Below are 13,856 nucleotides of genomic sequence, written 5' to 3' on the forward strand. Positions count from 1 at the left end.
CAGCGGCAGAACAAAGGGCGGCGGCGCTGGTTCCGACGTCAGAGCGGGATGTTGTCGTGCTTCTTCCAGGGGTTGGTGAGTTGCTTGCCCTTCAGGTTCTTCAGGGCGTTGGAGATCCGCCGGCGGGTGGAGTGCGGCATGATCACGTCGTCGATGTAACCGCGTGAGGCGGCCACGAAAGGATTGGCGAAGCGGGCCTTGTACTCGGCCTCGCGCGCCGCGATCGCCTCAGGGTCGCCGATCTCGCTGCGGAAGATGATCTCCACGGCGCCCTTGGAGCCCATCACCGCGATCTCCGCGCTGGGCCAGGCATAGTTCACGTCGCCCCGGATGTGCTTGGAGCTCATCACGTCGTAGGCGCCGCCGTAGGCCTTGCGGGTGATCACCGTGATCTTCGGCACCGTGGCCTCGGCATAGGCGAACAGGAGCTTGGCGCCGTGGCGGATCAAGCCGCCCTGCTCCTGCTTGGTGCCCGGCATGAAGCCCGGCACGTCCACGAAGGTGACGAGGGGGATCTCGAAGGCGTCGCAGAAGCGCACGAAGCGGGCGCCCTTGCGGCTGGAGTCGATGTCGAGCACCCCGGCCAGGGTCTGCGGCTGGTTGGCGACGATGCCCACCGGCTGTCCGTCGATGCGGGCGAAGCCCACGACGATGTTCTTGGCGAAGTCAGGACTGACCTCGAAGAAGTCGGCCTCGTCCACGACCTTCAGGATCAGCTCCTTCATGTCGTAGGGCTTGTTCGGGTTCGCGGGGACCAGGGTGTCGAGGCTCATCTCGACCCGCTTGGGATCGTCGTAGCTCTCGCGGACCGGCGGCTTCTCGCGGTTGTTCAGCGGCAGGAAGTCGATCAGCCGGCGGACCTGGGTCAGGGCCTCCAGATCGTTCTCGAAGGCTCCGTCGGCGACGCCGGACTTCATGGCGTGGACGCGATAGCCGCCGAGGTCCTCGTGGCTGACGTCCTCGTGAGTGACCGTCTTCACCACGTCCGGGCCGGTCACGTACATGTAGGAGGTGTCCTTCACCATGAAGATGAAGTCCGTGATCGCCGGCGAGTAGACGTCGCCTCCGGCGCAGGGGCCCATGATCACGCTGATCTGGGGAATCACCCCCGAGGCCAGGGTGTTCTCGAGGAAGATGTCGGCGTAGCCGCCGAGGGCGGCGACGCCCTCCTGGATACGCGCGCCGCCGGCGTCGAACAGGCCGATGACCGGCGCGCCGACCTTTAACGCCTGGCGCTGGACCTTCAGGATCTTCTCGGCGTGGGCGCTCGAAAGCGAGCCGCCGAAGACCGTGAAATCCTTGGAGAACACGAAGACGACGCGGCCGTTGATGCGGCCCCAGCCGGTGACGACGCCATCGCCGGGGATGCGCTGCTTGTCCATGCCGAACTCGCTGACGCGATGTTCGACGAACATGTCGAATTCCTCGAACGAGCCCTCGTCCAGCAACAGGTCGATCCGTTCGCGGGCCGTCAGCTTGCCCTTGGCGTGCTGACTGGCGATGCGCTTCTCGCCCCCGCCCAGACGCGCCTCTTCGCGGCGCTTCTCGAGTTCTTCCAGGATGTGCTTCACGCGCGCAGGCCCTAACGTCGAAACGAAGCGGAAGCCGTAGAGCCGCCTGGGTTCGTAGGCAAGTTCACGCCGGGAGAGCCCCTCGCGTCCGGTCTGGTCTTGCCACCGGCCGCATTCGTCGTCCCGCCGCCCCGCTGGAGCGGGCTCGTGATAGCGCCCAGGCCGGATTCGTTCGGGAGCGGGAAGTGTTCACGAAAGCCAGGATGCTCGCCGTCGCAGCGCTAGGTCTCGCCGCAAGCCTGCCGGCTGCCGGCTTTGCGCAGGACGCTCGCACCTATGTCGCGACGGGCGACGGCGGCCGGTATGTGAAGCTGATTGATCCCAAGACCCGGGTGGTCGGCTATGCCCCACCGGCGGTCCAGACCTTCCGCGGCCACGTAGATCGGTTGCTTGGCCAACTCGACGCCATGCCGGAGGTGAACCGGCCGCCGTCCGGACTCTGCCATCAGCTCCAGTCCTGGATCGAGGTGTCGGGGGCGCCGGACGCCAGGGTGCTGGGCGGCGAGGTCGGGGTGATGCGGCCGCTGCAGTACCTGAACGGCCGCTGCATCAAGACCAACAACGGCCTCGTCATGATCGGCCTGAACAGGACCTCGGACATCGCCGGCCGCAACGACGCCCTCGTGGCCGACGCGGAGGGCCGCGACGGCCGGCACTGGTTCGTGCTGACGCCCGACGTGGAACGATCCGGCCGCCTTGTCCTGAAGCGGAACCAGCGCCTTGTGGTCGCCCTCACCCGCCCCGACGCGCCGCTGTTGGTTCCGGTGAGCGCGGAGCGCTACGTGACCGAACGCCTCCGCCAGCCAGCGGTCGAGACCGCCGCCCAGGCCGGATCGGAGGATCGCATCACCGAGGCCGACATCGAGCGCTGGCGCCGCGAGGAGCGGCCTCGTCGGGCGGCCGAGATGGAGGCGTCCCTGAAGGACGTGGCGGCCAGCCTGACGCCCCAGCAGCTCGCGGAGATCCGCGCGGCCAACGCCCAGGGGCTGGAGCTGGCCGAGCAGACGCTACGCGACAGGCTGAGGCTCCAGGCCGAGGCCGACGCCCGCGGCCGCCCCCGCGACCCGCAGCTCGACTACTGGCGGCGGGCGGCAGCGGAGGTGCGCGGCTCGAACCTCCCCGCCTGCCTCAAGTTGGCCGGCTACGTGGAGACGCTCGACCTGTCGGGCGCCTGCCCCTCGGGCCAGCAGGTGGTCGAGTTCAACCCGGCCTATTTCGATGTGGGCCGTCCCGGCGACCTGCAGCTTCTGACGCTGGTCACGCCGCTGCAGGCCGACAGCGGGTCGGAGCCGTCGCGGCGGGCAATCTGGGAGGCCCTCGACGTGGAGCGCCTGGCCGCGCTCGTTCGATGACCCGGCGGTCGGTCAGGCCTGCAGCGCCCGGAACCAGCGTTCCAGCATGCGGGCCTCGCCGCGCAGGCGTTCGGCGCGCTCGGCCGCCTCGGCGTCGACGCCCCACTTCTCTTCCTGGAATGCCTCGTCCACACGCGACAGGTCATAGGCGTCCGCGCCGTTCAGCCAGCCACGGTGCAGTCCGATGCCGAGGACCGCGGAGCCGAACAGCGACGTCCCGAAGGCGAGACCGGCCAGGTTGAAGTCGTCGAGTTCCAGCGCGATCTCGCGCACCCGCGCCAGGGTTTCCGCCGGCTGTTCACGGTGGACGATCCCCACGCAGCGCTCGAACCGCAGTCCCTCGTCGGCCGCCGCCCGGGCCAGCAGCGGCCCCCAACTCGCCTCCTGGCGGGCCACGAGCGCCGCCGGGTCGTCCGCGAAGTAGCAGATCAGGTCCGAGCCGGCGTACTGGGCGATCTGGTCCGCGACGCCTTCCCGCGCGGCGGCGATGGTCTCGATCGCAGTGTTCGCCAGGCGCGTCGCGTGCATCCCGGCCATCTCGATGGTCTTTTCCTGGGCGTCCCATTCCTCGGCGACCTGCTCCGCCGCGGCCCGGGTCGGCAGGGCCAGCCGCTGGGCCTTGGGCGTGCGCAGAGTGCGGCCGTCGAGCAGGATGGAAAACCCTCCCCCGTCCGCCTCGCCGACGGTGACGGCCTTGTAGAAGCGCCTCGGCTTCTCGGCCGGCTCATGGAAGCCCTTGCGGAAACTCAACGTCGTTTCTCCCGGCGATGCTCTGCGGCTCGCGGCCTGGAATGGGGATGGATCGCACCGACCGCAAGGGACGGCGTCGAGCGGTCGCGCCCGCTACCTCGGCAGGATGTCGAACGCGATGGTCATTCGCCGCTCGTCGGTCGTGAAGGGCACGGTCCCATGCCACATGTACGAGGGGAACAGAACCAGCCGGCCTGGCTTCGGCCGCACGAAATGCTCCGCCGGCAGGGCCGGGACGGTCTGGAACGGCGGCTGGCCGAACCGGATCCAGCCCTGTTTCTCCTCGGTCTCCAGGGCGCCGTCGGGCGTCTCGACATAGAAGGCCGACGAGAGCCAGCCCTCGTTGTGGAAATGGTCCTTGTGGAACCCGCCCGGATTGAGCCGGACGGACCAGGCCCCCTCGATCCGGTAGTCGCCCGTGTTGCGGGCCCGGAGCGGATCGGTCCCCTGGCCGAGATGGGCCATGTGGGCCCGGATCGGCGTCTCGACCGCCTTGAAGAACGCCTGGATGGCCGGGTCGTCCGAACCGGTCAGGCGGTAGGTCGTCTGGCTGCCATGCCGAAGCGACTGGGTCGTCGGATGACGGCTGTAGCGATGGATCCGGTTCAGCGCCGTGGTCAGGTCGGCGAGGTAGGCGGCGAGGTCGGGCCAGCCCTGCGGCGTGTCGATGTCGTAGGGCCGCACCATGGCCTCGTAGTCATAGAGCTCGGCGTAGAGCGGATCGCCCAACGTCCTCGCCGCCGTGGCGGCCCAGCCCCAGAGCGACTGGCTGTCCGGCGCCATCTCCAGGCCCTTCCGGGCCTTGGCCAGGGCGATCTCAGGCTTTCCCGCCGCAAGGCTGACGATGGCGAGCTGATTCAGCACCGCAGGGCTGAAGGGCAGCACCCGTTCCGCCGCCAGGGCCAGACGCTCGGCCTCCTCCACCCTGCCGCTCTCCAATGCCGCCTGCGCCGCCGCAATCAGGACCGTCGGGTCCCCGGGCAGCCGCTCGGCAGCCGCGCCGAGGAGCTGAGCGGCCTTGCCCGGGTCGCCGGCGGCCTCGAACAGCTTCGCCTTGGCGATCAGGAGCGGCGCAGGCGCCCCGCCCGCGTGAGCACAGCGATCCAGCACCGCCTGGGCCGCGTTCAGGTCGCCGTGGCGCATCCAGACCGCCTCGGCGTACTCCCGCGCAAACTCGGTTTGCTGCGGCGCTCGGCGCAACGCTTCCTGATAGGCGCGTTCGGCGCCCTCCAGGTCGCCGGCGGCCGTGCGGGCCCGCGCCAGGACGCTCCAGCTCAGCGCCCCGTCCAGCCCCAGCTTCAGGCCGTGCTCCATCGCCTGGACGGCCTCGGGTCCTCGGCCCAGGTCGCCGAGCGTGGCGGCGAGGTTGTGCCAGGCGACCCCGCTCGTCGGGTACCGCGTCACGGCCCGCCGATCGAAGGCGAGCGCCTCCTCACGTCGTCCCAGGCCCTTCAGCGCCGTCGAGTGCATGGCAAGCGCCCGGTGGCTGGGTTCCGCGGCTTCCGCCAGCGGGCGAGTGACGGCCAGCGCCTCTTCGGCGCGCCCCGCGTCGAGCAGGACCTTGGCGTGATCTAGCGGGTCGGTGGTCACCGGCGCCTCTTGAAGGGTTCGGGATCGGCCTCGTGCTCATCGAAGCCGAAGCGCTCGAAGCCCGCTTTCAGCTCGGGGCTGATCGGCGCCTCAAGGATGAGCGTTCCGCGCGACGGATGCGGCAGCACCAGGCGGCGCGCGTGAAGCTGCAGCTTCAGTCCCTCGGACAGCTCGATCGACGCCTCGTTGTTGTACTTGGGGTCGCCCAGGATCGGGTGGCCCATCGCCAGCATGTGGGCGCGCAGCTGGTGGGTGCGGCCAGTGTGAGGCCAGAGGGCCATCCAGGCGGCGCGGGGCCCGGCGCGGGCGATGGTGACGAATTCGGTCTCGGCGCTCTCGGCGCGCTCGTCCTTGGGGTCGGCCGGGACCATCATCTCGCGATCTCCGACGCCCTTCTTGGCCAGCGGCAGGTCCAGGACGCCCTCACCCGGCTTCGGGAAGCCCGCCACGATGGCCCAGTAGATCTTCTGCGCCCGGCGCTTGGCGAAAGCGCCGGCGAGCTTGGCGGCCGCCCCTGGCGTCTTGCCCAGCACGAGAACGCCCGAGGTGTCCCGGTCCAGCCGGTGGACCAGGCGCGGCCGCTCCAGCCCCTCGCCCCAGGCCGACAGGAGGCGATCGACGTGTTTCGTCGTCTTGGTGCCGCCCTGCACGGCCAGCCCCGAGGGCTTGTTGAGGGCCAGGACCTCCTCGTCCTCATAGATCACCAGGCGCTTGGCGAAGGCGACGTCTCGCGGATCGAGCTCGCCCTTCGCGCGCGGCGGCGGGGCGTCGGGCAACGGTGGCACCCGGACCTGGCTGCCGGCCGACAGCCGCGTATCCGGCTTGGCCCGCGCGCCGTCGACACGGATCTGGCCGGAGCGGGTCAGCTTCTGGATCTGGATGTGGTTGAGGTGCGGCCAGCGACGCTTGAACCAGCGGTCCAGGCGGACGCCCTCCTCGCCCTTGTCCACATAGAGGGTGCGGACTTCCTTCATGCGAGGATCCGCCGCGTCAGCATCAGGCTGGCGAACAGCGCCGCAACAGACAGGACGACCGAACCCAGGCTGTAGGCCATTGCCGAAGCCCATTCCCGCCGCTCGATCATCAGGGCGACCTCCAGCGAATAGGCCGAAAAGGTCGTGAAGCCGCCCAGCACGCCGACGCCCAGCAGAAGGCGCCACTTCTCCTGGTCGGCGCCACCGCGCAGGGCCAGGGTTCCTGCCAGAACGCCCATCAGGAACCCGCCGGCGACATTGGCCGCCAGGGTCCCGTAGGGCCAGCCGGTCCCAAAGGCCCGCAGCGTCTGGACGCCGAGAAGGTAGCGCAACACGGCGCCCGTCGCGCCGCCTGTGGCCACCAGGAGAAGAGTCTGCATCCGACGCCTTATGCGACGCCGGCCGGTCGTTTGCCAGTCCGGCCGCTAGATCCGGGGGCCGAGGTTCTGGCGCAGGGCCCGCGCGTCGTAGGTGTCCGGGCCGCGCGGACGCTCGCCCCGCCCCATCACGACCTCGATCGTCGACGAAAGCCGTGGCCCACCGCCGAGGTTGAACGAGGTCCCCAGTCCGAGGCTCACGCCGCTGTGGCGGCCGAAGTCCGCGCCACCCACGCCGACGCCGAGGCGCGGCCCGTTGTCGGGGCGGTCCTCCAGCAGCCGGTCGGCGATCCGGAACCAGTCATAGCCCTCGGCCAGCGCCAGGTCCGCCGCCCGAAGCAGGGCGTAGTCGCTAACCTGCTGGGCCGGAGCCCCGGGCCCGCCACGGAAGGTGATGCGGTAGCGGCCCGGCTCGATCCGGTACTCCGAATAGCCCACGGCCTCGGGGCCGGCCGCCGGCTGGTACAGGGTGGGCGTCGATGCGCAGGCCGAAAGGCTGGCGGCGACGAGAAGCGTGGCGATCAGACGTGTCATGCGAACTTCCAACGCGAAGAACTGTCCCCTCGCACAGCTTGTACGCCGAAAACGAGCGCCGCGTGGCCCCGTTCCTCTAGCCCAGGCCCAGCTTTGCGATCAGATCGGCCATGTCCGCCGGCGGCGGCGCCTCCAGCCGCTTGGTGCCGCCGGCCGGGTGGGGAAACGCCAGGGCGCGGGCGTGGAGCATCAGCCGGGGCGCGGTGTGGCCGTTGACGACCAGGGCGCCGCCATAGCGCGCATCGCCGGCGATGGGGCGATCGATGGCGGCGAGATGAACGCGGAGCTGGTGCATCCGCCCGGTCTCCGGGTCGAGCTCCAGCAGCGCCGCGCCCGGCACGGCGGCCAGCGTCCGGTACCGTGAGCGTGACGGCTCGGCGTCCGGGTGATCGGGCGCGCAGACGCGCATGTAGGCCTCGCGCCCCTGCTCGTCGCGGCGCAGCGGCAGATCGATGACGCCCCCCTTCGGCTCCGGGGCGCCGGGCGTCACGATGGCGAGGTAGATCTTGGAAAACCGGCGCGCCATCAAGGCCTTGCCCAGGAGTCCTGCGGCAGGCTTGGTCTTGGCGGTGAGGATCACCCCGGACGTGTCGCGGTCCAGCCGGTGGATCAACCTGGGCCGCGCCTTGCCGGGCTTGGCGAACGCCCAGAGCAGCTCGTCCAGGGTGTGGACCTGGCCGCGTCCACCCTGACTGGAAAGCCCCGCGGGCTTGTTCAGCGCCAGGATCTCGGCGTCCTCATAGAGCACCAGGCCGCGCACGAACGCGACTTCCTCGGGCGATAGCTGGACCGGCGTTGGAACCTTCACGCCGCCGGGTTTAGCGGAGCACACCCCGCTTCGCCATTGCCCGGGCGTAGACGATCAGCAGCAGGCACACGGCGACGATCACGAGAGGCATCGCCAGGCCCATCTCCTTCGCCGCCACGGGCATGGCGACCGTGTAGGCCACATTGCCCGCCGCGCCGAGGAACGACAGGGCGAAGGCATGGACGGCCCAGCGGGACCGGAACAGCAGCAGAAGGGAGCCCGCGACCGAGCCCCAGACGCCCACCGCCCAGACGGCGTGCATCCAGCTCGGATAGGCGGCCATCAGGGCGACCTGGGCGTCGGTCATCCCCGCCTGGCGGTAGTAGGCCTCTCCCTGCAGATGGCTCATCGTGTAGTCGAAGCCGCCGAAGCCGTTCCACAGCAACGACGCCACGGCTACGATCCAGAAGTGCAGCGGCGCGGCGGCATGGTCCGCCGACGATCCCGTGGCTGCGGTCATGGTCTCCTCCCCCAAGGATGTTGTGGGAGGGAGCCTAGGCCGTCCGATATCGAATAACAACGGTCCGCGAGATCAGCCGCCGGGCGTCTGGCGCATCGCCGCCCAGCGCTCCAAGCGCTCCTTGATGCGCGCCTCGGCGCCTTCTCCGCGGGGCTGGTAGAAGACGCGGCGCTCCATCTCGTCTGGGAAGTAGTTCTGGCCCGAGAACCCCTCGGGCGTGTCGTGGTCATAGGCGTAGCCCTTGCCGTAGCCCAGGTCGCGCATCAGCCGCGTCGGGGCGTTTCGGATATGGGCCGGCGGCATCAGCGAGCCGGTTTCCTTCGCCGCCTTCATGGCCGCGCCGAAGGCCTTGTAGACCGCGTTGGACTTGGGCGCCGCCGCGAGGTGCACCACGAGCTGGGCCAGGGCGATCTCACCCTCGGGGCTCCCGAGGAAGTCGTAGGTGTCCTTGGCGGCGTTCGCGAGCACCAGGCTCATGGGATCGGCCTCGCCGATGTCCTCGGCCGCGGCCCGGATCAGTCGGCGGGCGATGAACAGCGGATCCTCGCCGCCGGTCAGCATGCGCGCCAGCCAGTAGAGCGCCGCATCCGGATCGGACCCGCGGATCGACTTATGCAGCGCCGAAATGAGGTTGTAGTGCTCCTCCCGGTCCTTGTCGTAGGCCGGGCTGCGCTTCTGCAGGATCTGGCCCAGCTCCTTGGTGGAGAGCGGCTTGGCCGAGGCGATGTTGAACAGCGTCTCGCTGAGCGTCAGCAGGTAGCGGCCGTCGCCGTCGGCCAGGGCGACCAGAGCGGCCCGCGCTTCGGGCTCCAGCGGAAGCTGACGTCCTTCATGAGCCTCGGCCTTGGAGAGCAGGGTCTCGAGCGCTTCCTCGTCGAGTCGCTTCAGCACATAGACCTGGCAGCGCGAGAGCAGCGCCCCATTCAGCTCGAACGACGGGTTCTCGGTGGTGGCGCCGACAAGGGTGACAATCCCCTCCTCCACGAACGGCAGGAAACCGTCCTGCTGGGCGCGGTTGAAGCGGTGGATCTCGTCCACGAACAGCAGGGTCGCCTGACCTGCAAGCCGGCGGGCCCGCGCGGTCTCGAACGCCTTCTTGAGATCGGCGACGCCGGAGAAGACCGCCGAGAGCTGCTGGAATTCGTACCCCGCCTCCTTGGCCAGCAGGCGGGCGATCGTCGTCTTCCCCGTGCCGGGCGGCCCCCACAGGATCATCGACGACAGCCGCCGCGCCTCGGCCATGCGCCGGATGGGACCGTCGGGGCCGAGCAGATGGTCCTGGCCCACCACCTCGTCCAGGCGCTGGGGTCGCAGGCGGTCCGCCAGCGGCGACGGCTGCTGCGGCGTCAGCCCCGCGGCTTCGAAGAGGTCGGCCATGACGCGGGGCTTAGCATGTTTCGGCCGCCCGCTACCCGGCGAAGGTGGCGGTCACCGTGCGGCCGTCGCGCTCGATGGTCACTCGCCAGGCGCGGGCCGGGGTCGCCACGACGCCGGCCAGGTCACGCACGAGTTCTATCCTCTGCCCATTGACCTCCCGGATGATGTCGCCGCGGCGCAGGCCGATGCCGCGGGCCAGCCCGCCCTGGACATTGGTGACCAGGACGCCTGAGGCGCCGAAGATGTCGAGGCCGAGGTCCTCGGCCACCGCCGGCGACAGGTTGGCCACAGTCGCCCCGTCAAAGGGATGCCGGCCCGCGAGGGTCCGCTCGTCCCGGGCGGGTGTCGCCGGCGGAGCCTCGGCGCGGAGTGTCAGGGTCTCCTGGCGGCCATTGGCGCGCCGCACCACCAGCGGGACGCTCGCGCCCGGTCTCTGGGTCTGGATGGCGTAGGTCAGGGCCGCGGCGTCGATGATCGCCCGCCCATCGGCCTGCAGGACCACGTCACCCTGGCGGAGGCCCGCGCGATCGGCCGGGCCGCCGCGCCAGACGTCGGCCACCAAGGCGCCCTGCGGCAGCGGCAGGTCGAGGGTGCGGGCCATCTCGGCCGTCACGCTCTGGGTCCGCGCGCCAAGCCACGGACGAACGACGGCGCGACCGCCGCCCACGGCGGTCTCCACCGCACGGCGCACCACGGCGGCCGGGATGGCGAAGCCCACGCCGGAGGAGGTGCCCGAGCGGGACAGGATGAAGCTGTTCACCCCGATCAGGTCGCCGTCCATGTCGACCAGGGCGCCGCCCGAATTGCCGGGGTTGATGGCGGCGTCGGTCTGGATGTAGGCGAGACCGCCCTCGCCGCTCGGGTTTGCCGTCCGGTCGAGGGCCGAGATGATGCCGTTGGTCACGGTCTGGCCCACGTGGAAGGGGTCGCCGATGGCCAGAACGAGGTCGCCGACCTGCGCCTCGCCCGAATCGTCGATCGCGAGGACGGGCAACCGCTCGCCGGCCGGGAGGTCGACCTTCAGGATGGCCAGATCCGTCCGCGGATCCGCGAGCAGGATCCGGGCCGGGAACTCGCGCCGGTCGGCCAGGCCGACGATGATCTCCTGGCCGCCTTCCACCACGTGGTTGTTCGTCACCACCACGCCGTCGGACCGGACGATGACTCCCGACCCCAGCGACGCGGCCACGCGCGCCTGGGGTACGCCAAGCCCGAAAAGCTGCCAGAAGGGGTCGACCTGCTGTCGCACCACCCGCTTGGCCGAGATGTTCACCACGGCCGGCGCGGCGCGCTGGACCACGGGGGCGAACGACATCTTCATGGCCGCGGCGCTGGGCGGCGCTGCGCGATTGGGCTCGGCGAACGTGGCCTGGGCCTGGGTTTCCTTCGGCGAGCAGGCCGCGAGCAGCAGGCAAAGGGCCGGGATCAGGGCGCGAGTGGGGTGCATGACGTCTCCAGTAACGCGGAACGGCGGAACGCTACCCAGGTTTCCGGCGGCATGATGGCGAAGCTCAAGCCGGCGTGGCGACGCGCTCGCGCGCCTTTGCTGCCGCAAGGGCCAGGACGAATGCAGCCACCATCAGTCCCGCCGCGACATAGACCGCGAGGCCCGGCAGATTGAGGCCCTCATGACGGAGCGACCAGGCGAAAGTCTCGCCGAACACGACGGGCCCGAAGATGGACGCAAGCCCCATCAGGCTCTGGTTCGCGCCCTGAAGCTGGCCCTGCTGGGCCGGCGTCACGCGCTGGGTCATCAGCCCCTGCAGCCCTGGCATGATCAGGCCGCTGAACGCGAAGATCGGGATGCCGATCAGGTATAGCGACCCGGTCGAAGCGCTTCCGTACCAGGCGAAGGCGAAGGCCCCGGCCAAGGTGCCGATCAGCACCGCGTTGCGCTCGCCCACCGCCTTGACGATCGGGCCGACCAGGAAGGCCTGGACGATCAGCCCGGAAATCCCGGTGAGCAGGAAGATCGAACCCAGGACCTTGGGCGTCCAGTCGTAGCGGTGGCCCATGTAGAGGACGAAGATCGTCGGCAGCACCACGTGGGCGAACTGGAACAGGAAGCCGACGCCGGCCAGCGGCAGGAGGTCCCGGTGCGAGCGCAGCAGGGCCAGGGCGCCTAGCGGATTCGCCTTCTTCCAGTCGAAGCGCGTGGCCCGCCGCTCGGGCGGGAGGCTCTCGGGCAGGATGAAGAGGCCGTACAGCCAGTTCACGAAGGTGAGCGCCGCGGCGGCGATGAAGGGCAGGCGCAGGTCGACCTCGCCCAGCCATCCGCCAATGAACGGCCCGAAGATGAAGCCGAAGCTGAAGGCCGAGCCCATCCAGCCGAATACCTTGGCCCGTTCGGCCGGCGGCGTGACGTCGGCGAGATAGGCGTTGGCCGTGGAGAAGCTGGCCGACGTCATCCCGTTGAGGATCCGCCCCACGAACAGCCACCAGAGGGTGGGCGCGAACGCCATGAAGAGGAAGTCGATCGCCAGGCCGAACAGCGAGACCAGCAGAACGGGCCGGCGGCCCCATCGGTCCGCCATCAGGCCCAGGATCGGACCGCAGACGAACTGCAGAAGGCCCCAGGTGGCGCCGAACACCAGGTTCCACTCGGCGGCGGCCGCCGTGTCCCCGCCCGTGAACGCCTTGATCAGGTTCGGGAGGATCGGGATCATGATCCCGAACGACACCGAGTTCATCAGCGACAGCGCGAAGATGAATCCGAAGCTGGCCCTGCGGCCAGCGGCGGCCGGCGTCTCGATGCCCATGAGTTCTCCCCTGTCGTCATGATGCGGCGGCGCGCCGGACGGCGCAACGCGCCTAGATCCGGCCGGCCAGGCTCGCCAGCAGCACGCGCCACCAGTCTCCCAGCCGCGCCAGCAGGGCCGCGTCGGGGAATCCGTGGCGGGCGGCGCTGTCCGCAGGGACGCGGTCGAAGCCGCGGTGCTCCACGCTCACCCGGGTCTCCTCCCCTACCGCCTCGAATCGCACCTCCACCTCTGTGAGCAGGTCGGGCGGGAAGTTGGCCTGACGCCAGCTGAAGACGAGACGTTCCGGTGGGTCCCAGACCAGCACCCGGCCGATCTCGAAGACCTTGCCGTCGGCCAGCGTCTCCACGAGGCGGCCGCCCTCGCCGGGCTCGAACGCCAGACGGCCGGGGTCGCGCGGCGTCGTCTGGAAAAGGCCGTTGGGCCGCCACCAGGCGCCGATCTCCCCGGTGAACACGGCGAAGGCCCGGTCCGGCGCGGCCTTCACCCGCAACGCCACGAAGACCCGCGACGTCATCCGCCGGACTCGATGTGCGCCTTGAACGCCAGCAGCTGGGCGCTCCAGAGCCGTTCGCTCTCCTCGAGCCAGCGCAGCAGATGGACCATGGGTTCGGGCCTCAGGGCATAGACGCGGACACGGGCGTCGAACTCGGGGTGGGTCTCCTCGACGAGGCCTCCCTGGCGCAGCGTCTTCAGATGGCGGCTCATCGCCGAGGGGGACAGATCGAGGGCCCGCGCCAGCTCGCCGGCGGCGCGGGGCCTTTGGGCCAGCAGCTCGATCGTACGGCGCCGGTGCGGATCGGCCAGGGCCGCCAGCGTCTGGTCCAGCGCGCTCAAATCCAGCCCGTGATCTTCAGGCCGCTGACCGCCTCGGCGTCCTCACGCGACACCGCCTGCACCGGCTGGCCCACCGTCCAGATATGGCCTTCGGGATCGCGCGCCCGATAGGTCCGGTCGCCATAGAACTGGGTCTCGGGCTCCATCAGGATCTCGAAACCGGCGCTGCGCGCCCGCTCGCAGTGGGCGTCGACGTCGCTGCCGATCTTGATGTGAACCGTCTGGGTGTTCTTGCCGCCGATCGATGCGGGGCTCTTGTGATCCGCGCTCCATTCCGAGCCGATCATGATCGCCGCGTCGCCGAAGCGCATTTCGGAGTGGACGAGGTTCCCCTCCCCGTCCTCGATCAGCATCACCAGTTCGAAGCCGAACGCCGCTTCGAGGAACGTCAGCGCGGCCTTGGGGTCGCGGTAACAGACCGCGGAGATGAGGGAGGGACGCCAGTCGGCCATCGGACCTGTCCTGCA

General features: G+C 70.0%; 15 protein-coding genes. 1 reads left to right on the forward strand and 14 read right to left on the reverse strand.

What is annotated here, in order from left to right; all coding sequences use genetic code 11:
• Positions 1-38: 38 nt before the first annotated feature.
• Positions 39-1,571 carry an acyl-CoA carboxylase subunit beta gene (locus DJ019_RS04055; protein WP_111274672.1) on the reverse strand — a complete coding sequence of 511 codons (1,533 nt, stop codon included), beginning with the start codon at positions 1,569-1,571 and terminating at the stop codon, positions 39-41.
• 185 nt (positions 1,572-1,756) lie between these two features.
• Here DJ019_RS04055 and DJ019_RS04060 point away from each other — a divergent pair, with 185 nt between their 5' ends.
• The gene (locus tag DJ019_RS04060) at positions 1,757-2,923 is read left to right on the forward strand and encodes a hypothetical protein (protein WP_133255242.1); all 1,167 of its coding nucleotides are present in this window, start codon (positions 1,757-1,759) and stop codon (positions 2,921-2,923) included.
• Between the two features lie 12 nt (positions 2,924-2,935).
• On the opposite strand, the gene DJ019_RS04065 is transcribed toward DJ019_RS04060, so the two are convergent.
• From DJ019_RS04065 to DJ019_RS04125, 13 genes are all read right to left on the reverse strand, one after another.
• Positions 2,936-3,673 carry an ATP12 family chaperone protein gene (locus tag DJ019_RS04065; RefSeq protein ID WP_111274674.1) on the reverse strand — a complete coding sequence of 246 codons (738 nt, stop codon included), beginning with the start codon at positions 3,671-3,673 and terminating at the stop codon, positions 2,936-2,938.
• Between the two features lie 93 nt (positions 3,674-3,766).
• The gene (locus tag DJ019_RS04070) at positions 3,767-5,263 is read right to left on the reverse strand and encodes a putative 2OG-Fe(II) oxygenase (protein ID WP_111274675.1); all 1,497 of its coding nucleotides are present in this window, start codon (positions 5,261-5,263) and stop codon (positions 3,767-3,769) included.
• Entirely contained in the window at positions 5,260-6,237 is a 978-nt protein-coding gene (locus tag DJ019_RS04075) for an RluA family pseudouridine synthase (RefSeq protein ID WP_111274676.1), read from the reverse strand. The genes DJ019_RS04070 and DJ019_RS04075 overlap by 4 nt, the downstream gene beginning before the upstream one ends.
• Complete coding sequence (gene crcB, locus DJ019_RS04080; protein ID WP_111274677.1) at positions 6,234-6,617, reverse strand: fluoride efflux transporter CrcB; 384 nt, start codon at positions 6,615-6,617, stop codon at positions 6,234-6,236. The genes DJ019_RS04075 and crcB overlap by 4 nt, the downstream gene beginning before the upstream one ends.
• A 45-nt stretch (positions 6,618-6,662) precedes the next feature.
• A complete protein-coding gene (locus tag DJ019_RS04085; RefSeq protein WP_111274678.1) occupies positions 6,663-7,148 on the reverse strand; it encodes a CC0125/CC1285 family lipoprotein in 486 nt (161 codons plus the stop codon).
• Positions 7,149-7,224: 76 nt separating this feature from the next.
• The gene (locus DJ019_RS04090; protein ID WP_420849833.1) at positions 7,225-7,980 is read right to left on the reverse strand and encodes an RluA family pseudouridine synthase; all 756 of its coding nucleotides are present in this window, start codon (positions 7,978-7,980) and stop codon (positions 7,225-7,227) included.
• The gene (locus tag DJ019_RS04095; RefSeq protein WP_111274680.1) at positions 7,967-8,416 is read right to left on the reverse strand and encodes a hypothetical protein; all 450 of its coding nucleotides are present in this window, start codon (positions 8,414-8,416) and stop codon (positions 7,967-7,969) included. Before DJ019_RS04095 ends, DJ019_RS04090 begins: the two co-directional genes overlap by 14 nt.
• 72 nt (positions 8,417-8,488) lie before the next feature.
• Entirely contained in the window at positions 8,489-9,793 is a 1,305-nt protein-coding gene (locus tag DJ019_RS04100; protein WP_111274681.1) for a replication-associated recombination protein A, read from the reverse strand.
• 31 nt (positions 9,794-9,824) lie between these two features.
• Positions 9,825-11,240, reverse strand: a complete 1,416-nt coding sequence (locus DJ019_RS04105) for a trypsin-like peptidase domain-containing protein (protein WP_111274682.1) — start codon at positions 11,238-11,240, stop codon at positions 9,825-9,827.
• A 64-nt stretch (positions 11,241-11,304) separates the two neighbouring features.
• Positions 11,305-12,552, reverse strand: a complete 1,248-nt coding sequence (locus DJ019_RS04110) for a TCR/Tet family MFS transporter (RefSeq protein ID WP_111274683.1) — start codon at positions 12,550-12,552, stop codon at positions 11,305-11,307.
• Positions 12,553-12,604: 52 nt separating this feature from the next.
• Positions 12,605-13,069, reverse strand: coding sequence for an SRPBCC family protein (locus tag DJ019_RS04115; RefSeq protein ID WP_111274684.1), 465 nt, complete (start codon positions 13,067-13,069; stop codon positions 12,605-12,607).
• Positions 13,066-13,389 (reverse strand): ArsR/SmtB family transcription factor, encoded by a 324-nt coding sequence (locus DJ019_RS04120; protein ID WP_111274685.1) that lies wholly within the window; start codon positions 13,387-13,389, stop codon positions 13,066-13,068. The genes DJ019_RS04115 and DJ019_RS04120 overlap by 4 nt, the downstream gene beginning before the upstream one ends.
• The gene (locus DJ019_RS04125) at positions 13,386-13,841 is read right to left on the reverse strand and encodes a VOC family protein (protein ID WP_111274686.1); all 456 of its coding nucleotides are present in this window, start codon (positions 13,839-13,841) and stop codon (positions 13,386-13,388) included. The genes DJ019_RS04120 and DJ019_RS04125 overlap by 4 nt, the downstream gene beginning before the upstream one ends.
• Positions 13,842-13,856: the final 15 nt, after the last annotated feature.

This window comes from Phenylobacterium kunshanense (assembly GCF_003254525.1).
GTDB lineage: Bacteria > Pseudomonadota > Alphaproteobacteria > Caulobacterales > Caulobacteraceae > Phenylobacterium > Phenylobacterium kunshanense.